Annotated in this window: 23 protein-coding genes; 15 read left to right on the top strand and 8 right to left on the bottom strand. The window is 70.8% G+C overall.

Features of this window, described 5'->3' with window-relative positions; translation table 11 throughout:
• The first annotated feature begins 121 nt into the window (after window positions 1–121).
• On the top strand, window positions 122–604 hold the full coding sequence (locus tag QN152_03020) for a redoxin domain-containing protein (protein ID MDR7538488.1): 483 nt from the start codon (window positions 122–124) through the stop codon (window positions 602–604).
• An 8-nt stretch (window positions 605–612) separates the two neighbouring features.
• Here the strand turns inward: QN152_03020 and QN152_03015 are convergent, their stop codons facing one another.
• Entirely contained in the window at window positions 613–1,704 is a 1,092-nt protein-coding gene (locus QN152_03015) for a DNA polymerase IV (GenBank protein ID MDR7538487.1), read from the bottom strand.
• A 27-nt stretch (window positions 1,705–1,731) separates the two neighbouring features.
• Between QN152_03015 and QN152_03010 the strand changes: the two genes are divergently transcribed.
• On the top strand, window positions 1,732–2,487 hold the full coding sequence (locus tag QN152_03010) for an SDR family oxidoreductase (GenBank protein ID MDR7538486.1): 756 nt from the start codon (window positions 1,732–1,734) through the stop codon (window positions 2,485–2,487).
• 20 nt (window positions 2,488–2,507) lie between these two features.
• Here the strand turns inward: QN152_03010 and QN152_03005 are convergent, their stop codons facing one another.
• Window positions 2,508–3,362, bottom strand: coding sequence for a hypothetical protein (locus QN152_03005; protein MDR7538485.1), 855 nt, complete (start codon window positions 3,360–3,362; stop codon window positions 2,508–2,510).
• 72 nt (window positions 3,363–3,434) lie between these two features.
• On the opposite strand from QN152_03005, the gene QN152_03000 reads away from it, so the two are divergent.
• From QN152_03000 to QN152_02970, 7 genes are all read left to right on the top strand, one after another.
• Window positions 3,435–6,077 carry a pitrilysin family protein gene (locus tag QN152_03000; GenBank protein ID MDR7538484.1) on the top strand — a complete coding sequence of 881 codons (2,643 nt, stop codon included), beginning with the start codon at window positions 3,435–3,437 and terminating at the stop codon, window positions 6,075–6,077.
• A 12-nt stretch (window positions 6,078–6,089) separates the two neighbouring features.
• The gene (cofE, locus tag QN152_02995) at window positions 6,090–6,839 is read left to right on the top strand and encodes a coenzyme F420-0:L-glutamate ligase (protein MDR7538483.1); all 750 of its coding nucleotides are present in this window, start codon (window positions 6,090–6,092) and stop codon (window positions 6,837–6,839) included.
• Window positions 6,836–7,990: a mandelate racemase/muconate lactonizing enzyme family protein gene (locus QN152_02990; GenBank protein ID MDR7538482.1), complete on the top strand. Its 1,155-nt coding sequence runs from the start codon at window positions 6,836–6,838 to the stop codon at window positions 7,988–7,990. Before cofE ends, QN152_02990 begins: the two co-directional genes overlap by 4 nt.
• Before the next feature lie 30 nt (window positions 7,991–8,020).
• A complete protein-coding gene (locus QN152_02985) occupies window positions 8,021–9,343 on the top strand; it encodes a hypothetical protein (GenBank protein MDR7538481.1) in 1,323 nt (440 codons plus the stop codon).
• Window positions 9,344–9,435: 92 nt separating this feature from the next.
• Window positions 9,436–10,413, top strand: a complete 978-nt coding sequence (locus QN152_02980) for a TGS domain-containing protein (protein ID MDR7538480.1) — start codon at window positions 9,436–9,438, stop codon at window positions 10,411–10,413.
• A 20-nt stretch (window positions 10,414–10,433) separates the two neighbouring features.
• Window positions 10,434–10,925 (top strand): DUF488 domain-containing protein, encoded by a 492-nt coding sequence (locus tag QN152_02975; GenBank protein MDR7538479.1) that lies wholly within the window; start codon window positions 10,434–10,436, stop codon window positions 10,923–10,925.
• 84 nt (window positions 10,926–11,009) lie between these two features.
• The gene (locus QN152_02970; GenBank protein ID MDR7538478.1) at window positions 11,010–11,678 is read left to right on the top strand and encodes an MBL fold metallo-hydrolase; all 669 of its coding nucleotides are present in this window, start codon (window positions 11,010–11,012) and stop codon (window positions 11,676–11,678) included.
• A 35-nt stretch (window positions 11,679–11,713) separates the two neighbouring features.
• On the opposite strand, the gene QN152_02965 is transcribed toward QN152_02970, so the two are convergent.
• From QN152_02965 to QN152_02955, 3 genes are read right to left on the bottom strand one after another with little or no spacing between them, the layout of a single operon-like run.
• The gene (locus tag QN152_02965) at window positions 11,714–13,216 is read right to left on the bottom strand and encodes a leucyl aminopeptidase (protein ID MDR7538477.1); all 1,503 of its coding nucleotides are present in this window, start codon (window positions 13,214–13,216) and stop codon (window positions 11,714–11,716) included.
• Window positions 13,217–13,221: 5 nt separating this feature from the next.
• Window positions 13,222–14,169 (bottom strand): ornithine cyclodeaminase family protein, encoded by a 948-nt coding sequence (locus QN152_02960; protein MDR7538476.1) that lies wholly within the window; start codon window positions 14,167–14,169, stop codon window positions 13,222–13,224.
• A 23-nt stretch (window positions 14,170–14,192) separates the two neighbouring features.
• Entirely contained in the window at window positions 14,193–14,999 is an 807-nt protein-coding gene (locus QN152_02955) for a hypothetical protein (GenBank protein ID MDR7538475.1), read from the bottom strand.
• 181 nt (window positions 15,000–15,180) lie between these two features.
• Between QN152_02955 and QN152_02950 the strand changes: the two genes are divergently transcribed.
• From QN152_02950 to speD, 5 genes are all read left to right on the top strand, one after another.
• Complete coding sequence (locus QN152_02950) at window positions 15,181–15,753, top strand: YceI family protein (GenBank protein ID MDR7538474.1); 573 nt, start codon at window positions 15,181–15,183, stop codon at window positions 15,751–15,753.
• Between the two features lie 90 nt (window positions 15,754–15,843).
• Complete coding sequence (locus QN152_02945; GenBank protein ID MDR7538473.1) at window positions 15,844–17,217, top strand: dipeptidase; 1,374 nt, start codon at window positions 15,844–15,846, stop codon at window positions 17,215–17,217.
• 22 nt (window positions 17,218–17,239) lie between these two features.
• Window positions 17,240–17,707: a small multi-drug export protein gene (locus QN152_02940; protein MDR7538472.1), complete on the top strand. Its 468-nt coding sequence runs from the start codon at window positions 17,240–17,242 to the stop codon at window positions 17,705–17,707.
• A 117-nt stretch (window positions 17,708–17,824) separates the two neighbouring features.
• Complete coding sequence (locus QN152_02935; GenBank protein MDR7538471.1) at window positions 17,825–18,313, top strand: PadR family transcriptional regulator; 489 nt, start codon at window positions 17,825–17,827, stop codon at window positions 18,311–18,313.
• A 159-nt stretch (window positions 18,314–18,472) separates the two neighbouring features.
• Entirely contained in the window at window positions 18,473–18,937 is a 465-nt protein-coding gene (gene speD, locus QN152_02930; GenBank protein ID MDR7538470.1) for an adenosylmethionine decarboxylase, read from the top strand.
• Window positions 18,938–18,983: 46 nt separating this feature from the next.
• Here the strand turns inward: speD and QN152_02925 are convergent, their stop codons facing one another.
• Window positions 18,984–21,944: an FAD-linked oxidase C-terminal domain-containing protein gene (locus QN152_02925; GenBank protein MDR7538469.1), complete on the bottom strand. Its 2,961-nt coding sequence runs from the start codon at window positions 21,942–21,944 to the stop codon at window positions 18,984–18,986.
• Window positions 21,945–22,007: 63 nt separating this feature from the next.
• On the opposite strand from QN152_02925, the gene QN152_02920 reads away from it, so the two are divergent.
• A complete protein-coding gene (locus QN152_02920; GenBank protein MDR7538468.1) occupies window positions 22,008–23,243 on the top strand; it encodes an MFS transporter in 1,236 nt (411 codons plus the stop codon).
• 45 nt (window positions 23,244–23,288) lie between these two features.
• Here the strand turns inward: QN152_02920 and QN152_02915 are convergent, their stop codons facing one another.
• Both QN152_02915 and QN152_02910 read right to left on the bottom strand, forming a co-directional pair.
• On the bottom strand, window positions 23,289–23,552 hold the full coding sequence (locus tag QN152_02915; protein MDR7538467.1) for a YggT family protein: 264 nt from the start codon (window positions 23,550–23,552) through the stop codon (window positions 23,289–23,291).
• A gap of 107 nt (window positions 23,553–23,659) precedes the next feature.
• The gene (locus QN152_02910) at window positions 23,660–23,860 is read right to left on the bottom strand and encodes a cold-shock protein (GenBank protein MDR7538466.1); all 201 of its coding nucleotides are present in this window, start codon (window positions 23,858–23,860) and stop codon (window positions 23,660–23,662) included.
• Between the last annotated feature and the right edge of the window lie 12 nt (window positions 23,861–23,872).

Here is a 23,872-nt window from a genome sequence, read left to right as displayed (position 1 = left end):
CGCACGATAGGTTTCGGTCAGCTCGGGAGCGACTCCTTGCCCCTGTGTGATCTGGGCAGGCTCCGCGCCGCAGACCCGTCGGGGTACACTAAGACAAACAACCTGGGAGGAGGGATCGTTCATGGCGGAGGTAAGAGTAGGGGACCTCGCCCCAGACGTCACCCTGGTGAACCGCGACCGCCAGGCCGTCCGGCTGTCGCAGCTGTTCGGCCGGCCGCTGGTCCTGGCCTTCTTCCCCGGGGCCTTCACCACGGTGTGCACGCGGGAGATGTGCGCGCTGCGCGACGGGCTGGAGGCCTTCACCCAGGTGGGGGCGCAGGTAGTGGGGATCAGCGTGGACAGCCCGTTTGCCCAGAGGGCCTTCGCCGAGCAACACGGGCTGCCCTTCCCCCTGCTCAGCGACTTCCACCGCCAGGCGGTGCGGGCGTTCGGCATCGAGGACCCCAACTTTGCCGGGGGTGTGCTTTCTGGGGTGGCCAAGCGCTCGGTGTTCGTGCTGGACGGGGATGGCCGGGTGGTCTACCGCTGGGTGAGCGACGACCCGGCCACAGAGCCAGACTACGCTGCGGTGCAGGCGGCGGTGCGCGCGGTGGCGCGCCAGTAACCCGCCGCTCAACCTGCACTGGCGGCGGCGCTCGTAGAGCCGGAGTCCGCGGGTGCCGCGCCTCGCTGCAGCGGCACGAGGTTGGAGAGACGAACCCCCACCAGGCGGACGGGACGGTCCAGGGTGAAGCGGTCCAGCAGGCCCAGCGCCGTGCGCAGGAGCAGCTCGCGGTCGGCCGTGGGCTGAGGTAGCGTCTGTGCCCGGGTGTGGGTGCGGAAGGTGTGATAGCGGATCTTCAGGGTGACTGTGCGCGCCAGGTAGCCCTCGTCCTGCATCTCGGCGCACACTTCCTCTCCCAGGCGGCGGATGACCCGTAGCAGCGTCTCGCGGCGGCGGACGTCCACCTGAAAGGTCACCTCCCGGCTCATCGACCTGGGCTCCCACTCGGTGATCACGGGGCTGTCGTCTTCCCCGCGGCAGAGGTGGTAGAGCCACTCCCCGTGGTGCGGGCCGAGGAGCTCCTGGAGCTGCTCCAGAGGGACCCGGCGCAGGTCGCCCACCGTCTGCACGTTCATGGCTTCCCGTAGACGCGCCGCGGTCTTGGGACCGACGCCCCACAGGACGGTGACCGGGAGGTGACGTAGCTTCTCCTCCACCTCCTCCTCCCAGATCGCGGTCAGGCCATCGGGCTTGTGCATGTTGGCCGCGATCTTCGCCAGGAGCTTGTTGGGTCCTATGCCCACGGACGCGGTCAGCCCCAGCTCCGTGGCGATGCGCTGCTTGATGGTGCGGGCCAGCTCTACCGGGTCCTCGCTGCGGTGCGAGACGTCCACGTAGGCCTCATCCAGGCTCAGCGGCTCCACCAGAGGCGAGTACTCCCGCAGGATGCTCCTCAGCCTGCCGGAGAACTCCTCGTAGGCCGTGAAGTCCACGGGGAGGAAGACGGCGTGCGGGCACCGCTTGTAGGCGGTGCGCAGGGGCATGGCCGAGTGGATGCCGTACGCGCGGGCCTCGTAGGAGGCGGTGGAGACCACCCCGCGGTGGTGCGGGTTGCCGTCGCCGCCGACCACCACGGGCTTCCCCCGCAGCTCCGGGCGGCGCAGCTGCTCCACGGCGGCGAAAAAGGCGTCCATGTCCACGTGCAGGATGACCCGGCCCACGCCAGGTGAGTTCGACAGGAGGCAGCCATGTTCCGGCTCGACGGCGGGAGAGTGCTGGTGACGGGAGGGACATCGGGGATCGGCGAGGCCACGGCGCGGATCATGCTGCAGGCCGGGGCCCGTGTGGTCATTGCCGCCCGGGGAGCGCAGCGGGGGGCGGAGGTGGCGCGTCGCCTGGGCACGCATGGCGAGGTGCACTTCCTAGCCGCAGACGTCCGCGTGGAGGAAGCGGTGCGCCGGCTGATGGTGTCCACCGCAGGGATCCTGGGCGGTCTCGACATCCTGGTGAACAACGCCGGGGCCATCAGCCGGGTGCCCGTGCACGAGCTGGCCACGGAGGAGTGGAGGGGAATCCTGGAGGCGAACCTGACCAGCGTCTTTCTCTGCTCCCGGGAGGCGCTGCCGCATCTGCGCTCGAGCCGTGGGGCCATCGTGAACGTCGCCTCCTACCTGGCGTTCCACGCCGGCACGGCCCTCACCCCGGCCTACAACGCGGCCAAGGCCGGGGTGGTGGCCCTGACTCGCACCATGGCCGTGGCCTACGGCCCAGACGGGGTGCGCGTCAACGCTGTCTGCCCCGCCTTTGTCCCCACCGACCTGAACCGGGAGCTTTGGGAAGTGTACACCCGCGAGCAGTGGGAGCAGGCCGCCCGGAGCTACCCGCTGCGGCGTGTCGGCACCCCGGAGGATGTGGCCTACGCCGTCCTCTTCCTCGCCTCTCGGGAGGCAGGTTGGATCACCGGGGTTACCCTGATGGTGGACGGCGGCCTCACCGCCCGCTGAGGTCCAGGATAGGCGACCGGTCAGGCCAATCGCCGCAACAGTTCGGGGAGAGTCCAGGCACGCTCCCCCGCCAGATCGACTTCCACAACTCCGCTGCGGGTGGCGGCGGCCTGCAGGAGGGAGGGCGGCCAGTGGAAGAGGTCGGCCACCTGCTGCGGGGTGGTCGCCCCGACCATGCGCAGGTAGCCGCGCAGGACCAGGCCCGCCGCTTCCTCGCTGCTTATTCGCGCCGCCTGGGCGGCCACCTCCGGCATCCACCGGGTGAAGGTGTCCCAGATGTAGGCGTAGCCACCGCGCCCCTCCACCTCCGCCACCTTGGCGATGAGGAACCGCTCCTGCAGCTCGTGCAGCGCGCGGTGCAGCCGGGTGCCGGAGTCTCCGCCGAAAACGAAGCGGCGACGTAGCTGCCAGGTATCCAGCGGTCCCTGCCGCTCGATCTGCTCGTAGAGCTCGCGGGCCAGGAGGCTGAGGTGCCCGGCCCGGTAGGCCAGCAGGTAGTCGTCGGGTTCGCCCACGTTACCGGACAGAGCGTAGAAGGCCGGGAGGTAGGCCAGGGCGATGAAGGTGGGCTTGCGCCGCAGGACGCGGCCGTAGTAGATCTGCCGTTTGGTCACCAGTGAGTCCTTCCACGTCCAGGCCCAGGACCACATCCGATCGGTGCTCCGCGTGCCGATGACGTCGAAGAGCCCGGGGATCCCTCCCGGACCGGGGGTGAAGGCGTAGCAGAACCCCAGGCGCTCCACGAAGCGGCGGGCGGCCGCCGCCGTGCGCACGCGAAAGCGGCGCAGCAACCGGCGGCGGTGGCGCTGCACCCTGGCGGGGTGCAGGGAGGGCCCGCCGGCGGCGGGCGGCGAAACGTGGCGTATGGCGGCCATCTCCCTGGTACAATGCGCGTAGCGAGCTCTGGCCTCATTCTATCCCGCCTGCGGCGCGGGCGGAGGACGCGCGTGGGAGACACCATGACCCCGCTGGTTACGGAACTGGCTAACGGCCTGCGCCTGGTGCTGCTGGAAAGCCACAGCGCTCCGGTGGTGACCTTCTGGATGTGGTACGGCGTGGGCAGCCGCAACGAAGTGCCCGGCCGGACCGGGATCTCCCACTGGGTGGAGCACATGCTGTTTAAGGGCACGCCCACCCACCCCAAGGGCGTCCTCACCCGGGCCATCGAGCGCCTGGGCGGACGGTGGAACGCCTTCACCAGCTGGGACTTCACCGCCTACCACGAGGTCCTGCCCGCGGCGCACCTCCCTGCGGTCATCGCCCTGGAGGCGGACCGGATGCGCAACACTCTCTTCGAGCCGGAGGAGGTGGAGAGCGAGCGAACGGTGATCATCGCCGAGCGGGAGGGCGCGGAGAACTTCCCCACATCACACCTCAGCGAGGAGGTCAGCGCCCTGGCCTTCAAAGTCCACCCCTACCGCTATCCCGTCATCGGCTGGAAGAGTGACCTGCGCCGAATCACCCGCGACGACCTGCAGCGGCACTACCAGACCTACTACCACCCGCGCAATGCCCTGGCGGTGGTGGTGGGGGCGTTCCAGCCCTCCGAGGTGCTGGAGCAGCTGAGGCGTGCCTTCGGCACCTGGGATCCCGGGCCGGAGATCCCGCCGGTGCAGGTGGAGGAACCTCCCCAGGAGGGAGAGCGACGCGTGGTGGTGCAGCGCCCCGGCGGAGCCACCGCCTACCTGCAGATGGCCTTCCGCGTGCCGCCAGCCGCGCACCCGGACTTCCCGGCACTTCTGGTCCTGGACGGGGTTCTTACCGGGCTGGGGGGAGGGCGCCAGGCCAACGGTGGCGGGGCAGCTCGCTCGTCCCGCCTCTACCGGGCGCTGGTGGACCGGGGGCTGGCCGCTGAGGTGACCTCATCAGTCTACCCCACGCGGGATCCGGGGCTGCTACGCATCGGCGCCACGGCGCAGGCGGGTGTCCTCCCCGCTGCCATCGAGGAGGCGGTGCTGGAGCAGCTGGATCTGCTGACGCGGGAGGAGGTGCCGCCGGAGGAACTGGCCCGGGTGAAGCGGCAGGCCAGGGCGCAGTTCGTCTACGCCCGTGACGGGGTGCACGGGCTGGGCTACCTCATCGGGTTTTACGCCATGGTGGACCGCCCCGACGCCTTTTTCACCCTGCAGGATCGCCTGGAACGGGTGACCGGGGCGGACGTGCAGCGGGTGGCCGCTGCCACCTTCTCCCAGCGGCAGCGGACGGTGGGCTGGTACCTTCCGGAGGGCGGGGCGCAGGGGATCGCTGCGGTGGCTGCCCCCACCCCGCCCCTGGCCCACTACCGGCCTCCGGCGCAGGGTGTGGCGGCCGAATCCGCCGTGGTCGGCCCCGCACAGATTGTCCGTACGGTCCTGCCCAACGGTCTGCGGCTGCTGGCCGTGGACCGGCCCGGCAGCGGCATGGTCGCGCTGCACGCCCTGGTGGGCGCGGGTTCCCGGTTCGACGGCGACCGTCCAGGGCTGGCCCGCTTCGTCTCTGCGGCCCTGCAGCGCGGCAGCCGTGAGCACAGCGGGCAGGAGCTGGCGGAGGAGCTGGATGGGCTGGGAGCGACGCTGGCCGTCCTCCCCGGTGCCGAGATGATTGGTATCGCCGGGCGCGCCCTCAGCGAAGATCTCCCCACCTACCTGCGACTGGTGGCGGAGGTGCTCACCGCCCCCACCTTTCCGCCAGATGAGGTGGAGAAGGTCCGCGGCGAGCTGCTCACAGCCCTGCGCGTTGGTGCCACCGACACCCGCTACATGGCCGAGCGGCTCTTCCGCCGCCTGGCGTTCCCCCCGGACCACCCGCACGCGCAGCCTCCGGCCGGCGAGGAAGAGGTGCTGCAGAGCCTGGACTCCGCTTCTCTCGCCGCATTCCATGCCCGCTTCTTCCGGCCCCAGCGGACGATTCTGGTCCTGGTGGGGGATGTGCGGCCGGAGCGGGCGGTGGCAGAGGCGGAACGGACCCTGGGAGACTGGCCGCGCGGCGCCACCATCGCCGATCCTCCAGCCCCTCCGTGCCCGCCGCCGGCGCTCCGGCGGGAGACGGTGGTCCTCCCGGGAAAGGCCCAGGCGGATGTCGTCCTGGGAGGCATCGCCGTGGAGCGGCGCAACCCCGCGTACTATGCCGTGGCCCTGGCCACCCACATTCTGGGCGGGCAGGGGATGATGGGGCGCGTCGGGCAGCGCGTGCGCGAGGCCATGGGCCTGGCCTACTACGCCTTCGTCGAGGCGCGTGCCGGGCTGCTGGCCGGGCCCTGGTGGGCCAGGGCGGGCGTCCATCCCGACCACATCCCCCGGGTGGTGGATGCCATCCTTGAGGAAGTGGGGCGTTTCCAGCAGGAGGGGCCGACGCCGGCGGAGGTCTCCGACGCACGGGACTACTTCATCGGCTCCCTGGCAGTACGCCTGGAGACCCATGGCGGCCTGGCCGCCGCGCTGGCCGAGATGGAGCTCTACGACCTGGGCCTGGACTACCTCCTGCGCTACCCCATGATCATCCGGGCCGTGAGCCCAGCGGAGATCCAGCAGGCGGCGCAGCGCTTTCCCACGGACCACTACTCCCTGGCCGTCGCCGGACCGCCATCCAGCCTGGCCGGCGGGGCGGGGTGAGGCGTGCGGCAGATGCAGTTGTGGGCGCTGGACCATTTCCCGGAGATCCGCCCGGGGACGGACCTGCCGCAGGTCATCGTCCGGTGCCTGCGGGACAATGGGCTGGCCCCCGCCGACGGGGATGTGCTGGTGGTGGCCCAGAAGGTGGTCTCCAAAGCGGAGGGACGGGTGGTGGATCTGCGCACCGTGCAGCCAGGCGACGCCGCCCGGCGCCTGGCCGAGGAGACCGGCAAGGACCCGCGCCTCGTCCAGGTGGTGTTGCACGAAGCCCGTGCTATCAACCGGTACCGCCCCGGGCTGATCATCGCCGAGCACCGGCTGGGGTTCATCTGCGCCAATGCCGGGGTGGACCACTCCAACGTCGCGGGCAGCGACGAGGTGATCAGCATCCTGCCCCTGGACCCCGACCGCTCGGCGCGGGAGCTGGCCCAGGCAGTGCAACAGGCCTTCGGCGCCCGGGTCGCCGTCATCATCAGCGACAGTCACGGGCGGCCACACCGCGAGGGCGCCGTGGGAGTGGCCATCGGGGTGGCCGGCCTGGCCCCGGCGCGCAGCTACGTGGGGCAGACGGACCGCTACGGGTACGTGCTGCGGCGCACCGTGGAGGCTGTGGCCGACGAGCTCGCATCCGCCGCCGGACTGCTCCAGGGGCAGGCCGACGAGGGTACGCCAGTGGTGCTGGTCCGGGGGGCGCCCGTGCAGGCGGCGGATGGGCGGGCGGGGGAGTTGCTGCGGCCGCCCCAGGAGGACCTCTACCGATGAGGATCGAGCAAATCGCCGTCCACCCGCTGGCGGCACAGGCCGAGCGTCCGGTGCTCTTTGCCATCGGTCCCTACCAGACCTTCGCGGCCACGCTGGTGGAGGTGCGCACAGACGACGGGCGCGTCGGTGTAGGGGAGTGCATCGTCCGCCGCGCGCCGCGGGTGACGGCGACCATCGTCCAGGACCTGCTGGCCCCCGCGCTAGTGGGGCAGGACCCGCGGGACGTGGGGCACCTGTGGGAGGAGATGTTTGCCCGGCTGCGCCGGTGGGGGCATTCCCGCGGATTCGTCCTGGAGGCCATAAGCGGCGTGGACATGGCGTTGTGGGACCTGGTGGCGCAGGCGACCGGTGAGCCGCTCTACCGCGCGATGCGGGGCGCCGGGCGCGGGCGCGTCCCCTGTTATGCCTCCAAGGTTTACCTGGCGCCCACGGAGGAGATGGTGGCGCAGGCCCGAGGGCAGGTGGCCGCCGGCTTTGCGGCGGTGAAGGTGCAGGTGGGGCGGGGGGAGGCGGAGGGGGGATTCCACGGCGACCTGGCGGCGGTGCGGGCCATCCGTGAGGCTGTGGGGCCGCAGGTGCTGCTCCTGCTGGACGCCAATGGAGCATTTGACGCCGCCACAGCCATCCGCTTCTGCCGTCACCTGGAGGAGCTGGACGTCGCCTGGCTGGAGGAGCCGGTTCCCCCAGACGACATCTCGGGCTACGCCCTGGTGCGCCGCAGCACCACCATCCCTATCGCCGGCGGGGAAGCAGAGTCGGGGGTCTTCGGCTTCCGCGACCTGATCGCCCAACGGGCCATCGACATCCTGCAGCCGGACGTGGCCCGCATGGGCGGCTTCACCGCCGCCCTGATGCTGGGCGCTCTGGCCTACGCCTACAACCTGCGGGTGGCCCCCCACACCGGGTACTCCGCAGGGGTGGCCCACCTGGCCGCGCTCCACCTGGCCGCGGCCACGCCCAACCTGCTGCTCTATGAGTACATGCTCCCCGACCTGCTGGCCGCCGGCGGGGGGACCGTGCAGAACCCTCTGCGCGAGATCTTCACCACGCCGTTCCCTGTTCCCCGGCAGGGCATGGTCGACCTTCCCTCCACACCCGGTCTCGGCCTCCAGGCGGACTGGGAGCGCGTGCGTCGGTTCACCCTGGCGTGATCACGGCGGGGAGGGAGAGGCGGAAGGGGCATGATCGTCATCGCCACCGGGATCTCCGGATGCGGCAAGGTGCGGGAGCTGGGCGGCGGGCCCGGCTACCTGGTGCGCCTGGTGGATGACGCGGCGCGCTGGATCGCCGAGGCTCAGCGGGCGGGACGCTGGACCTCGCCCATCAAGCGTCTGCGGCTGGTGGACCTGGGGCGGCTGATGCTGGAGCGGGCCCGCGACCTGGGGCTGGACGTGGACACTGAGACCATCCTGGACATGGCTCCCGAGGCGCTGCAGCAGCTGCGGGCGGTGGTCCTGACCGAGGTGGTCAACGATCCCGACCTCTGGCAGGAGGACTGCGCCACCATCCTGGTGACCCACGCCTGCTTCTGGTGGAAGGGGCACCTCATCCCCGGCCTGGACACCCACTACCTGAAGCTGATCTTCGACGAGACCCGTCGGCGGACGGCGCGGCCGGCGGCCTCAGCCGTGCAGGAGATGCTGCCCGAGCTGCGGCTGTCGCCTCCGGTACGACCGGAGGGGATCTTCTACGTCACCATCGTGGACAGCATCTACCAGATCCACCGCCGCCTGAACGAGACGGAGCAGTGGCGAGGCCAGGTGCCGCCCAGCGAGCTGATCCTGTGGCAGGAGCAGGAGGTTTTCCTCACGCGGACCCTGGCCGACTACGAGCGCGTGCCGCACTACGTGGTGGCGCATGACGAGCCCACCAAGACCCTGTTCGACCTGATCTGCTTTAAAAGGCCCCGCATCTACCTCGGCTACCCCATCACCCACCTGAGGCGGGAGGGGCACTGGCACCTCATTGAAGAGGCCCGTGCCTTCGCCGCGCGTCTGCGCCAGCACTTCGTGGTCTTTGACCCGCTGTCGGTGAAGGACGAAGAGGCCGCCGCCCTGGGCCGCATGGGCAGCGGAGAGTTCGAGGCGCAGTTCTCCCCGCAGCAGCGGGCGGAGATCGAGGCCTGGGCGGGATCGCTGGAAGAGGCGCGGGCGTGGGCACAGGCCCTGGACGAGCGCACCCGGCTCACCCTGGGGCGGGCCACCGTGGTGCGCGACCTGCGGCTGATTGACCAGAGCGACCTGAATGTGGTCTTCTACCCCACCAGCCAGATGTCGTTCGGCGTCCTCTCGGAGATGATCCACGCCCACACCACGGGGAAGAAGGTCTACGTCATCTACCCCTTCCCCGCCATCTCGCCCTTCCTGGAGTACCACGCCACCCGCATCTTCGCCCCGTCGCCGGAGACACCCCCTCCGCGAACGCCTGAGGAGATCGCCGCCTTCATGGCGCAGGCCGCCGATCAGGTGATCGAAGAGCTGCGCCGGGAGTACGCCCTGGTCTAGCCCCCAGGACTCTCCCCCGATTCCGGGAGATCCGTCTCCGATCCGGTCGCGTTGGGCCCGGCGCCGGCGTTGCTACAATAGGCCCGGGACCCATGCCGGCGAACCTGACCCCGGAGTACCTGGCTGCGGAGCGGAAGTGGAAGGAGGCGGCCAGCCCCCAGGACAAGCTGGCCGCCCTTGAGGAGATGCTGGCCACCATCCCCAAGCACAAGGGGACGGAGAAGATGCAGGCGGACATCAAGCGCCGCATCGCCCGGACGCGCCAGGAGTTACAGCAGCGACGCAAAGGAGCGGCCCGGCAGAAGCCCTTCTACCATGTGGAGAGGGAAGGCGCCGGTCAGGTGGTGCTGGTGGGCCCGCCCAACAGCGGCAAGTCCTCCCTCCTGCGAGCGCTCTCCCGCGCCGAGCCCGAGGTGGCCGACTACCCCTTCACCACCCGCACGCCTCTGCCGGGCATGGTCACCTTTGAGAACGTGCAGATCCAGCTGGTGGACCTCCCCCCGCTCTCCCTGGAGCTATCCGAGGGCTGGCTCTACGGCATCATCCGCACGGCCGATGCCGTGCTGGTGGTGGTGGACCTGGCGGACGACAACGTGCTGGACCAGACGCAGACGGTCCTGCAGTTGCTGCAGGAGGCACGGGTGCCGCTGCGCCCGCCGGCCGCGGTCCCGACACCGGGCAAGCCGGCCATGATAGCCGGCCTGAAGGTGGACGCTCCGGGGGCGCGGGAGCGGCTGGCGCTCCTGCAGGAGGCCGTGGGGGCAACGCTGCCGCTGCTGGCCGCCTCCGCGGTGACGGGGGAGAACCTGGAGGAACTGCGGCGGCGGCTGTTCGACCTGCTGGAGGTGATCCGCGTCTACAGCAAGCCGCCGGGGCGGAAGGCGGACCGCAGCGCCCCCTTCGTCCTCAGGCGCGGGTCCACGGTGCTGGACGCCGCGGAGGCGATCCATAAGGACTTCGTGCGCCGCCTGAGGTTCGCCCGCCTGTGGGGGCGCAACGAGTATTCCGGGCAGATGGTGGGGCGCGACCACGTCCTGGAGGACGGGGACGTGGTGGAACTGCACACCTGAAGGGCCCCGGGGTCCCGGCGGTGCCGACCGCCTACACGCTGGGGACCAGCACGCGCTCCCCGCAGGAGTTCCTGGACTGCTGTCGGGCCTTCGGCATCGTCCGCATCGTCGACGTCCGTCGCTTTCCCACCAGCCGCCGCTTCCCCCACTTTGTGCAGCCCGCCTTCGCCGCATGGCTCCAGGCGGCGGGAATCGCCTACGTCCACCTGGGGGAGAGCCTGGGCGGCTTCCGGGTGGGCGGCTACGAGGCCTACATGGCCAGCGAGCACTTCCGGCAGGGACTGGCCCGGCTGGAGGCGCTGTTGCGGGAGGCGCCTGCTGCGGTGGTCTGCAGCGAGCGCCTCCCCTGGCGCTGTCACCGCCGGTTCATCGCCCGGGAGCTGGAGGCGCGGGGCTGGGCGGTGATACACATCATCGATCCCCGGCGGACCTGGGTGCCCGCGGGTCAGCGGGCTCATAGCGGGGCGGCGTCCGGGAGGGCTGCACCCGAGGACGGCGTACAAGATCCGTGAGGCCGGGGTGGCAGGAACGGTCCGCTCCGCACAGTGGAGGCGGGCGGATGCGGCCCCGGTACGCAGAGAGCGGGAGGTCACACTATGGAGCTGACCTACTACGGGCACGCCAGCTTCCTGCTGCGGGCAAGCGATGGGACCACGATCCTCATGGACCCATACGACGTCAGCTGCGGCTACGCCTTTCCGGATGTGGCTCCCACGGCGGTAACTATCTCCCATGAGCACTTCGACCACAACTACCTCCAGGGGGTAAAGGGGAGACCAAAGGTGATCCGCGGCCTGGCCCGGGAGGGGAAGGAGTGGGCGAAGGTGGACGAATGGGTTGGGCAGGTGCGCATCACCACCGTGCCCACCTTTCACGACAGTAGCGGGGGTACGGAGCGGGGCCGCAACGCCATCTTCATCTTCGAGGTCGAGGGGCTGCGTGTCGTCCACGCAGGCGACCTGGGCCACCCGCTGGATGCGGAGCAGGTGCGCGCCGTGGGGCGGCCCGACGTGCTGCTGATCCCGGTCGGCGGCCACTACACCGTCGGCCCGGCCGAGGCGGCGGGGGTGGTGGCCGCGCTGAACCCGCGCCTGATCATCCCCATGCACTACAAGACGGAGGCCACCGGGGGCTGGCCGATCGGACCGGTAGACGACTTCCTGAAGGGCCGGGCCGCTGTGGTCCGGCAGGGGCAGACGGTATCCGTCACCCGGCACACCCTTCCCCCCGAGGGGACCGTCTGGGTCCTGGCCCACGCCGCCTAAGAGTCTGTCCGGGAATTGCGGCAGAGTGGGGGGCCCTAGCGAGCGGCGTCCAGCCGCCGCAGGTAGGTGAGCAGCGTGCGCACCCCGAACCCGGTGGCGCTGCCGTGGGGGCGGTAGGGCCCCGCCCCTTCCTCCAGGTCCACAAAGGCCACCGGGGCGATGTCCAGGTGTGCCCAGGGCTTCCCACCGGTGAACTCCTTGAGGAAGGCCGCCCCCTTCTCCGGGGATCCCCACCGCGAGGCGGAGTTGCGCAGGTCGGCCACCTTGCTCTTCACGGCCTCGCTGAATTCCTCGTAGAGCGGCAGCGGCCAGAGCCGCTCCCCCGCCTCTTCTCCCGCCTGGCGCAGCGCCTCCACCAGCCGCGAGTCAGTCCCCATGATGGCCGCGGCGTGCGGGCCCAGGGCGATGCGCGCCCCGCCGGTAAGGGTGGCGATGTCGATGAGCTCGTTCACCCGCTGCCCGGCGGCATAGGCCAGTGCGTCGGCCAGCACCAGGCGCCCCTCCGCGTCGGTGTTGGTGATCTCGATGGTCTTCCCGTTCATGGCCCTGATAATGTCGCCCGGCTTCATCGCCGCTGGCCCGGGCATGTTCTCCACGGCGGCGGCAATGCCCAGCACGCGGATGGTCCTCACCGCCTGCGCCACTGCCGACATCACCCCCACGACCGCCGCCGCCCCGGCCATGTCCTCTTTCATCGTCGCCATGTCCTCGGCCCGCTTCAGGTCCAGTCCCCCGCTGTCGAAGGTCAACCCCTTCCCCACGATGGCCACGGTGCGCCGCGGGCTGGCCGGCGTGTAGTCCATGACGATCAGCCGCGGCTCCTCGGCGCTGCCCCTGGCCACCGCCAACAGGGCGTTCATCCCCAGGCGGGAGAGGCCCCCTGGCCCCAGCGCCGTCACCCGCACTCCGGCCTGCTTTCCCACCTCCGCCGCCCGCTCCGCCAGCCGTGCGGGGGTGAGCACGTTGGCTGGCTCGTTGGTCAGGTCGCGGGCCAGCACTGTGGCCTCGGCGAAGAGGCGGCCCTCGGCCAGACCGCGCTCGCTGGCCTTCTGCTGTGCCCGTTCCGCCAGCAGAAGGTCCACGCGGGCCAGGGGTCGCGCTGGCTCGCTTCTGTAGCGCTCGAAGCGGTAGGCGCCGAGAATGACGCCTTCCACGCGGGCCTGGGTAAGTGACCGCAGTCGGGCCTCTCGCTCCGGAAGGGGGGCGAAGGCCAGGTGCTGCAGGCGCATGTCCGCGGCGCGGCGCACCGCTGCGGCGGCCGCGGTGCGTACGGTCTCCGGCGACTGCGCCCTCTGGGGGCCCAGGCCGACGACGATGATCCGCCGCGGGGCCACCCGGCCATGGGTGTGCACCGCCACCGTACGGCCTAGCCTGCCGGTGAAGCCTTCCTCCGCCAGCACCTGCTGCAGCCCCCGTCCCAGGGCGCGGTCCAGCGCCGCCAGAGAGCCCTCCAGCCTGTCCGCCGGCTCGTGCAGCTCCACGGCCAGCGCCTCGCAGGCATGACTGGTTAGCGACTTGATGGCGAGGTGGAAGTCCACTGGCGTCAGATCTCCTCTCCCCGGCCGGCCTCTCTGGCCCGCGCGTACACCAGGTGCATCAGCGCCACGTCCTCCAGGGCGATCCCCAGGGACTTGAACAGGGTGACCTCCTGGTCACTCTGCCGCCCCGGGGCCGCGCCCGCCACCACCGCGCTCAGCTCGGTCACCTGCTGCCAGGAGAGGCGGCCCTCCTGCACCGGTACAAGCAGGTCCCCCGCTTCCAGCAGCGCCTGCTCCCTGGAGTCGACTACGATCCGGTCCGCCCGGGCCACGGCGTCGGTGTCCAGCTCCCGGCGCTCGGCGGCGTTGGATCCCGCGGCGTTGACGTGCATCCCCGGACGCAGCCACCGGCCCAGCAGCACCGGCTCCCGCGCCGTGGTCATGGTGACGACGATGTCGGCGCCGGCTACAGCCTCCTCCGCGGAGTCCACCGCAACGACCTCCGCCCCCAGGACCCGCACCATCTCCGCGGCGAAGGCCTCGCGGCGCTGCGGGCTGCGGCTGTAGGCCTGCACCAGCGCCACCGGGCGGACCCGGGCGATGGCCTCCAGCTGCGTCCGGGCCTGCCCCCCGGTGCCGATGATGCCCACCGTGCCCGCATCCGCCCGGGCCAGGTACCTGGTGGCCACCGCGCTGGCTGCCCCGGTGCGCAGCCGGCCCAGGGTGTCGGCTTCCATCACCGCCAGGAGGTCGCCCGTCTCTGCGCTGTAGAGGAGGGAGACAAACCGCCGTCCCCGCGGGGTGACGGCGTAGCTCTTCAGGCCCAGCACGCCCCATCCGGAGATGCCCGCAGCCATAACGTGCAGGGTGGCTCCGTCCAGCCGCACCCGCTGCCGCGGACGGTTGACCGCTCCCCCGGCGGCGTATTCACGGAAGCCGCGTTCGACGACCTCGATCACCTCGTCGATGGCGACAAGAGCGGCTACGTCCGACTCGTGGAGAAGGAGGGCCACGGGCAAGAGTGTAGCACAGGGGCTTAGAAGGCCATCCCCGGGAGGGCCGCGCTCAGGAAGGCCTGCAGCGCGGCCGGGGACGGCTGGGGCGCGCTGGCGTATCCCTGCCAGGCCCGGCGGAGCTGCTCCACGTATTGGGGATCGGTATTGAGGCGTAGCGGGGGCTCCGCCCAGGGAACCACATCCACCTGCAGCGCCAGCTCGTCGCAGTAATCCAGGACAGCATCAAGGAACGCCCTCGAGGTGGATCCCCCTGGGCCCGGCCAGGATCGCCCGCTGCGGTCCTCGCACAGGGCGACCAGTACCCTGCTCAGGGCGGCCAGGGCGCTCAGCGCTCGCACGGCAGCCCAGCGGCCCTGAATGTCCCCGGCAGCGGAAGTGGCTGCCCAGCCGCCGAGGTCCCGCGTCCAGGCCTCCAGGCAGCCCAGGCAGCGGTCCAGGGCACGCTGCAGGGCCTCCTGCCGCAGAGGGTGGCGGCGGGCCAGGAGGAGCAGGGCCACAGCGGCCTCCTGTGCCCTTTTCACCTGCAGGGGCGTGGCGATCCGCGGCATGACCACCTCCCGGGCAAAGACGTCCTCGACCAGCACTGACGCCTCCGAAGCGGAACCGTAGCCCTCCTGCCGCGTCCGTAGCCTCTGCGCCGCGCGGCCGCGCAGCGCGGGGCCGATGGACTCGAAAGCGGCAACGACCAGCCAGAGAGGGACGAAGACCAGCACCATCCAGACTACCAGGACGAAGAACCAGCCCTCGGTCCCCCGCCCTGTGGCGGCCAGGAAGAGCATGGTAAGAGCGAATCCGGCAAGGCTCAGCGCCGCCAGGCGACGCATCATCCCCCGCCTCCTGCCAGGGTCGGCCAGTCGCGACAGCCAGATAGAGGCGCGCACGACCCTGATGTTCTCCGGATGGCCGGGCATCCCCTCGGTCGGCCCCCGCAGGGTCGATGAGCGAAGGGTGTGACATAGCCGTGACAAGTCCGGACGCATTCTCGAAAGGGTTCCACCCCGACCCGAGATGAAGTGCCTGGCCGCCGTCGTCGCCGTCCTCCTGGCTCCCAGCTCCCTTCCGGTAGGCGCGTTCACCCTGCGACCGCAGGAGAGCCTGGTGCGGTTCTCCGTCCGCGACAACCGCGGGGGCTTCGTCGGGGAGACGCGGGAGGTCAGCGGTAGCGTGGTGGTGCGCCAGAGCGAGGGCGGGTACGCGGCCGAGGTGCAGGCGCAGGTCGACGCCCGCACCATTCGCACCGGCATTGCCCTGCGCGACGCCCAGATGCGCAGCCCTGCCTTCCTGCACACCGCAGCCCATCCCTTCATCACGTTCAGCGGGACCGTCGTGGCCGCATCACCGGAACTGCCCCGGTTTCATGGCCTGCTGCGCGGGCAGCTCACCGTCAGGGAGGTGACCCGGGAGGTGGAGGTGCCGCTCGCCATCACCGCGGTGGGCAACACCTACACAGCAGAGGGCGCGGTGGTGGTCCGCTTCACCGACTTCGGCCTCCCCGTGCCCCGCTTCCTGTTCTTCGTGGCCGAGGACGCGGTGCACATCACCCTGCAGGTGCGGCTGCAACCCCGGGAGCCGCCTTCCTGAGCCCCGCGGTTCGGGCCGGCGCCTGAGCCCGGGCTGCCCCCACCCGCGTGCAGAGGGACAGCGTGCGTCTATCCCGAATGCACAGGAATCGTGGACCCGCAGACCTACGCGCGCCAGATGGGCTCTCAGTTCCTGGAAGAACTGAAGACGTTTCTGCGCATCCCCAGCGTCAGCACCCTGCCGGAGCATGCACCTGACCTGCGCCGCGCCGCTCTGTGGCTGGAGGAGCGGCTGCGGAGGATGGGGCTGCAGGCCCGGATTATCGAGAACGGCGTCCACCCCATCGTCTACGGGGAGTGGCTGGGCGCCCCGGGCCGGCCCACCCTGCTCTGCTACGGGCACTACGACGTGCAGCCGCCCGACCCCCTGGACGAGTGGACGTCGCCTCCCTTCGAGCCCATGCTGCGCGGGGAGGACCTCTACGCCCGCGGGGCCTCCGACGACAAGGGGCAGGTGATGATCCAGCTCTGCGCCGTGGAGGCGTGGCTGCGCGCCGCCGGGAGGTTACCGCTCAATCTCAGGTTCTTCATCGAAGGGGAGGAGGAGCTGGGCAGCCCGCGGGTCACCGGGCTCATCCCCCGGTACCGCAGGATGCTGCGCGCGGACGCCGCCCTGGTCTGTGACGGGATGTTCTTCGCGCCGCAGACTCCGGCGCTGGTGACGGGTCTGCGCGGCCTGGTCTACGTGGAGGTGGAGGCCCGCGGGGCGTCCCGCGACCTGCATTCCGGACAGTACGGCGGCGCGGCGCCCAACCCCCTGGAGGCGCTGGCCCGCATCATCGCCGGCCTGCGCGACCGGCGGGGGCGGGTGGCTCTCCCCCGCTTCTACACCGCGGTGCAGCCGCCCTCGCCGCTGGAGCGGGAGGCCTGGGGACGGCTGCCGTTTGCGGAGTCAGCCTACCTGGCCGACCTGGGCATCGACGTCGCGCCCGGGGAGGAAGGGTTCAGTATCCTGGAGCGGCGCTGGGCCCGTCCAACCCTGGAGGTCCACGGCATCGTGGGTGGCTTTACCGGGCCGGGTCCCAAGACGGTGATCCCGGCGCGGGCCACGGCCAAGCTCAGCCTGCGCCTGGTGCCGGCGCAGAGGCCGCAGGCGGTGGTGCGGGCGCTTGGCCGGAAGGTGCAGCGGCTCACCCCGCCCGGGGTCCGCACCGAGGTGCGGGTCCTCTCCCTGGCCGATCCGGTGCTGGTGTCCCCGGAGGAACCGGTGGTGCGCGCCGCGGCCCGGGCCCTGGAGGAGGTCTTCGGCCGCCCGCCGGTGTTCATGCGCGAGGGCGGCAGCGTGCCGGTGGTGGCCGGCTTCGTCAACGCCCTTCGCGCCCCCGCGGTTCTCATGGGGTTTGGGCTGCCCGACGACCGGCTGCATGCCCCCAACGAGAAGTTCCACCTGCCCAACTTCTTCCGCGGGATCGAGACGGTGATCCGCTTCCTGGAACTGGCTGGCGAGCAGGTGCCGCGGCGGTGAGGCCGCAGGCCCCGAGGCAGCGATGATCCTCCGCCACCTGCTCTGGCTGGTGGGCGTCTCCCTGGTTCCCGGAGTGGAGCTGCGCGGGTCTATCCCCCTGGGGGTGGGCCTGGGGCTGCACCCCCTGCTGGTCTTCGGCATCACCGTGGCCGCCAACTGCGCCCTGATCCCGCCGTGGTTTCTCACCCTCGACCTCTTCTACGACCGCGTCCTCTCCCGCTGGAGCTGGTTCCGCCGGCTGATGGCGGAGCGGGTGCGCTTAAGGGGCGGGGGGCTGGTCCACCGTTATGGGCTGGTGGGGCTGGCCCTGTTCGTGGGCGTGCCCCTGCCGGGGACGGGGGCGTACTCCGGGGTGGCGCTGGCCTGGCTGCTGGGGGTGGAGCGACGCGGGGCCACCCTGGCCATCGTCGCCGGGGTGCTTCTGGCTGGTGCGGCGGTGACGCTGGCGGCCACCGGGATCCTTGTTGCCATCCGCAGCCTCCTGTTGTGATTGCTCCTGGCAGCCTGGCCCCGGTGACCTGTTCTGAAGCGCGGGGCGTTGACGGCAGGGAGGCGACAAGGGTTTAATAGTATCGCGATATATCTCATTCCTGAGGGAGGTGCGAGCATGTTTGGCAGAGGGTGGGCAGGTTTTGGCCCCCTGCGGGAGCGACTGCTGAGCAGAGGAGACCTGAAGTACTTCATCCTGGACCAGCTCGCGGGCAAACCTATGCATGGGTACGACATCATCCGGGCGCTGGAGGAGCAGTTCGGCGGCTTCTACGCCCCCAGCCCCGGCGCCGTCTACCCGGCGCTGCAGATGCTGGAGGACATGGGCTACGTGACCTCCAGCCAGCAGGACGGCAAGAGGGTGTACACCATCACACAAGAGGGGCGGCAGTTCCTCACCAAGCGCAAGGAGGCGGTGGAGGAGGTCCGCACCAGGTTCAGCCGCCGCTGGCATGCCTGGGGACCGGCGTACCGGGAGCTGTGGCACCTGGCACTGTCCTTCCGCCGCCGCGGTCCCTGGCACACGGTCAGCCCGGAGAAGATGGAGCAGATCCGGCAGGTGCTGGCCCGCGCTCGGGAGGAGGTGGAGGCTCTCCTCGGTGAGTGAGCAGCCCCCGGCATCCGGTAGTCCCTCCCTGTGAGGGTCCGGGGCGCTACCGAGCCAGCGCATCGCGTTGACACCCCCTGACGGCACCCGTATACTCCGAGCCGGCAAACGGACCTACACCGCCAGCGCGGCGCGCGGCGGGGGAGGAGGAGGTGGGAGATGGATGCCGTCGGGCACCACTACATTGTCGAGGCCTCCGGATGCAATCCGGAGATCATCAGCAAGGTGGAGCAGGTGGAGCAGATCCTGGTGCGGGCCGCGGAGGCGGCCAAGGTCCAGGTCTGGTCCATATCTTTTCACCGGTTTAACCCGGGCGGGGTTTCCGGCGTCGTCGTCATCTCCGAATCTCACCTCTCCGTCCACACCTGGCCTGAGCTGCGCTACGTCGCCCTGGACATCTTCACCTGCGGCCAGGACGCCCGTCCGGAGGCGGCGGTCAAGTCGGCCCTGGCCGACTTCGGCGCCACCAACGTACACATCACCGAGGTGACGCGCGGGCTGGAGGAAGGCGACCGGGTCTTCTTCCACAGCATCGTCACCTGGGAGGAGACGCTCCCCGGGAGCGTGGACGGGGCGAAACGGCGGCGCCGCGCCACCAGGGAGTCGTCCAAGGCTCGCGCCTGAACGTTTCGATTGAGGCGCCTCTGCAGGCGGGGCGCTCCTGCTGCTTCTAGCGGTCCAGCGCCTCCGCCAGGAGTTCCACCAGGTGCCGGGCGCGGCGTCCGCTCCCGTGGGCGATCTGTTGCCGGCAGGAGACGCCCATAGCCACCACCTGCACCTCGGGGGCCGCCGCGCGGACGGCGGGCAGGAGGCGGCGTTCTCCCATGGCCAGGGAGATCTGGTAGTGGTCGCGCTCGAAGCCAAACGAGCCGGCCATGCCGCAGCAGCCTGAGTCCACGACCTCCACCTGATAGCCCGCGGCCCTGAGCACCTCCACCGCCGGGCCGGTCCCGACGAGGGCCTTCTGGTGGCAGTGGCCGTGGAACAGGACGCGCCCGCTGTGGTCGGAGGCGGGCCAGCCGCGCTGCCGGATGTGGCGCTGGAGGAACTCGTCGATGAGGAAGGTCTGCGCCGCCAGGCGACGGGTGTCCTCCCCGGGCAGCAGGTCGGGGACCTCGTCGCGGAACGTGAGGATGCAGGAGGGCTCGCATCCGGCGATGGGCACGCCGGCCAGGGCCAGAGGGAGCAGCCGGCGTACGTTCTCCGCAGCGTGGCGCCGCGCCGCCTCGAGCAGCCCCTTGCTGATCATGGGCCGGCCGCAGCAGACCACGTCCGGGACGATCACGTCGTAGCCCAGGCGTTCCAGCACGGCAACCGCGGCCCGCCCTACCTCCGGGTGGTTGTACCGGAGGAAAGTGTCCGCGAAGAGGGCGACGCGTCCTGCGGGTGCGGGGGCGCGCGGAGTGGCTGCGGATGCGGGAGCTTGAGCAGGTTGCGCCCTCTGGGGAGGGGCGGGGCCTCCCGGGCCGCGGCGCCGCCACCAGGCGTCGAAGGTGGGGCGGGCGAACGGGGGGAGGGGACGGCGCCGGTCGATGCCCAGGAGCCGCTCCAGCGCCAGGCGGGCCGGCGCTGAGCGCACCAGCCATCCGGAGAAGGGAGCCAGCGCCGCTCCCAGCCGGTTCAGCCGGTGGACGTGGGCGAACAGGCGCGCCCGCACCGGCACCCCGTGTGCCTGATAGTAGCCGGCCAGGAACTCGGCCTTCAGCCTGGCCATGTCCACGTTCGCCGGGCACTCCGCCTTGCATCCCTTGCACTCCACGCAGAGGTCCAGGGCCGCGTAGAGACGCCGCCCGGTCAGCTCCGCCGGCGGGAGGACGCCGGAGAGCACCGCCCGCAGCAGGTTAGCCCGTCCGCGCGTGGAGTGCTCCTCCTCCCGGGTGACCATGTAGGACGGGCACATGGTCCCCTCTCCGGTCTTGCGGCAGGCGCCCACACCGCTGCACAGTTCCACCGCCGCGGCAAAGCCCCCGTCGCGGCTCCAGTCGAAGTGGGTGGGCAGGGACAGGGTGCGATACCCCGGCCCGTACCGCAGGTCCTCCGTCATCAGGGGCGGATCCACGATCTTGCCGGGATTCATCAGCCCCTGGGGGTCAAAGGCCTGCTTGATGGTACGGAAGGCCTGGGTGATCACCGGGCCGAAGTAGCGCTGCAGGAACCACCCCCGGACCAGTCCGTCGCCGTGCTCCCCGCTCATGGCCCCACCGAACTCGATGACCAGCTCCCCCACCGCCTCGGCGATGGCCCGCATGGTCTGGACCTGCTGAGCGTCCTTCAGGTTGATGAGCGGTCGGACGTGCAGGCAGCCTACGCTGGCGTGGGCGTAGAAGGCGGCGCGCACACCGTGCGCCTGCAGGATGCCGCGGAAGCGGGCGATGTACTGGGCGAGGCGCTCCGGGGGGACGGCGGTGTCCTCGACGAAGGTGATGGGCTTGGCGTCGCCCTTTATCCCCTGCAGCAGGCCCTGCCCGGCCTTGCGCACGCGCCAGATGTTGTCCTGCTCCGCCCCTTCCACGGCGCGTCCCACGGCGTAGGGCCGGGAACCGGCGGCCAGGGAGCGTTCCAGCGCGGCCAGCCGGTCCAGCACCTCGTCGCCATGGTCGCCAGCCAACTCCACCAGCAGCAGGGCGTCGGGGTCCCCCTGGACGAAGGTCATGCGGCGGGCGTACTCCAGCTGCGCCCGAGTCATCTCCAGGACGAAGCGGTCGACCAGCTCCACCGCAGAAGGCCGGTGGGCCAGGATGAGGGGAACCGCCTCCAGCGCCTCCTGCAGGTCGGCGAAGTGCAGCACGGTCAGCACCGTGTGCGCCGGATGAGGGACCAAGCGCACCGTGGCCTCGGTCACTGTGGCCAGAGTGCCTTCCGAGCCCACGATCAGCCGGCAGAGGTTGAAGGGAGCAAGCAGCATCTCCGGCAGGTTGTAACCGGCGACGCGCCGCAGCAGCCTGGGATAGCGCCGCTCAATCTCCTCGCGGTGCGCCTGGACCGTCTCCAGGACAGTGCGGTAAAGCTGCCCCTCGCGCGAGGGCTCCTGGATCTTGGCCGCAAGCGCGGCCTCGTCCAGCGGCCCCAGAACCAGCTCCTGCCCGTCGGCCAGCAGGACGCGCAGCCGCTCCACGTGGTCCACCATCTTGCCGTAGACGATGGAACGTGCGCCGCAGGAGTTGTTGCCTATCATCCCGCCCAGGGTGGCCCTGTTGCTGGTGGCCGTGTCCGGCCCCAGGCGCAGGCCGAAGGGTGACGCCGCCGCGTTCAGGTCGTCCTGCACCACGCCGGGCTGCACCCGGGCCAGACGGCGGTCGGGGTTGACCTCGAGGATCGCCCGCAGGTGGCGGGAGCAGTCCAGGATCACCGCCCGACCGATGGCCTGCCCGGCCAGGCTGGTCCCGCCACCGCGGGGCAGCACGGGGACGCCGGCGTCCGCGCACAGGCGCAGTGTCGCCGCCACGTCCTCATCGTCCTTCGGCAGGACCACGCCCAGGGGGAGGATCTGGTAGATGCTGGCGTCGGTGCTGTAAAGGACTCGGGAGAAGTGGTCGAAGCGCACCTCCCCACGCACCGCGGCCCGCAGGCCGGCGGCCAGGGCGTCTGTGGAGGAGGGTACGCTGCGCACAGGAGAGAGCCGGGTACGCATGCCCTCTTTTCGCCGCAGGGGCGGCGACCTCATCCCCCGGGCGGCGGAAGCTGCTCTGCTATAATGGCGTTCGTGCCGCTGGCCCCCGCCCGTGATCTCCTGCCTCCCACCGTGGCTCCCGTACCGCCGATGCAGCAGCGGCGGCTGCTTGGCGTTACCCTGGCCCACTTCCTAAACGACTTCCACATGGCCTGGCTCTCCCCGCTGCTGCCGCTGCTGGTGCCGCGCTTCAACCTGAACCTGGCGCTGGCCGGGCTGCTGGGCACGATCCTGAACACCTCATCGGCGCTCTCCCAGCCCTTCTTCGGGCTGGTGGCAGACCGCCAGAGCCGCAGCCGTCTGGTAGCCCTGGGCCCCCTGCTCACCGTGGCGGCCATGAGCCTCACCGGGGTCCTGCCCACGTATCCGGCGCTGATCGTGGCCTTGCTCTGCGCGGGGGTGGGCACGGCCGCCTTCCACCCGCAGGGCGCGGCCTCCGCCGGGTTCCACAGCGGTGCCCGCCGCGCCACCGGGCTGGCCATCTTCGTCGCCGGCGGCGAGCTGGCCTACGCCGTGGGGCCGTTGTACATCGCCGCTCTGGTGCAGTGGCAGGGGCTCGCCTGGACCCTTCCGGCCGGCCTCCCTGGAGCGGTGGTCATGGTCCTCCTGGCCGCAATCCTGTGGCGCTGGCCTACGGCCCGCCCCGCCCGCGCGGGGACCATCCGCCGGGCGCTGCGGGCGCAGCGGCGTACCCTGCTCCTTTTGTGGATCTACGTGGTCGTGCGCAGCATCGTCTCCATCTCCTTCATCACCTTCCTGCCGCTGCTGCTGCGGGAGCGGGGGCTCTCCCTGGTCCTGGGCGGAACCGCAGTCTTCCTCTTCGGGGGGATCGGAGCTGCCGGGGGGTTCACCGGCGGCATCCTGGCCGAGTGGCTGGGACGCCGGGCGGTCCTGTTGCTCTCGCTGCTGTTGAGCGCCCCACTCATGGCGGTCTACCTTCTGGCGCCGCTGGGCTGGGGTTTCCTCCTCCTCCCCATAGCGGGGATCCTCCTGTACACCTCCGCGCCGGTGACCGTGACTATGGCGCAGGAGAGCCTGCCGCAGCACGCCAGCCTGGCCTCCAGCATCGTCATGGGCCTGGCCTGGGGGATCGGGGGGCTGATGCTCACGGCGGTGGGGGCCACTGCCGACGTGATTGGCCTGCGGAACACACTCCTGCTGACCCTGGCGCTGAACGTGCCGGCGCTTGTGGCCGCAGCGGGTCTTGCCGCTTCCGGCGGACGGGAGGGGCACGATCCCCCCGCGGGCACCCGGCCGTAGCCACCGACCGGGGCTGCGCCTATCAGGTCCGGCCCTTCAGGCAGATCAGAACATCAGGCTAAGCAGGATCTCGCGGACGATGCGCTGCGCCGCGCCCAGGATGAGGAAGGCGATAAGCGGTGTGATGTCCAGCCCGCCCACCGGGGGAATCACCCGCCGCAGCGGGGCCAGGAGCGGGTCGGTGATCCTGTAGACGAAAAGGGCGGCGCCGCTGTCCATCGCGCCGGGCACCCACGAGAGGATGACGCGCACCAATAGTGCCAGGTAGAGGAACAGGAAGAGATAGTCCACCAGGGCAAGCAGTGCCACGGTGATGCAGATTCGCGGCAGGCCGCGGTCTCCCCTGGGGCTTTTCGGCCAGAAACACGGCAGCCCGGGGAATACCCGGGCTGCCGTCTGGCGCTGGCGAGCGTGATCTAGAGGATGGTGACGTTTGCCGCCTGCGGACCCTTCTTGCCTTCCACGATGTCGAACTGTACGGCCTGCCCCTCCTGGAGGGTGCGGAAGCCGTCAGACTGGATCGCGGTGTAGTGCACGAAGACGTCCTTGCCGCCTTCCACGGAGATGAAGCCGTAGCCCTTCTCCGCACTGAACCACTTGACCGTGCCTGTGGCCATCAAGACCCTTCT

It is taken from the genome of Armatimonadota bacterium, from assembly GCA_031459715.1.
GTDB classification, from domain to species: domain Bacteria; phylum Sysuimicrobiota; class Sysuimicrobiia; order Sysuimicrobiales; family Humicultoraceae; genus Humicultor; species Humicultor tengchongensis.
This window is presented reverse-complemented; position numbering and strand designations above follow the sequence as displayed.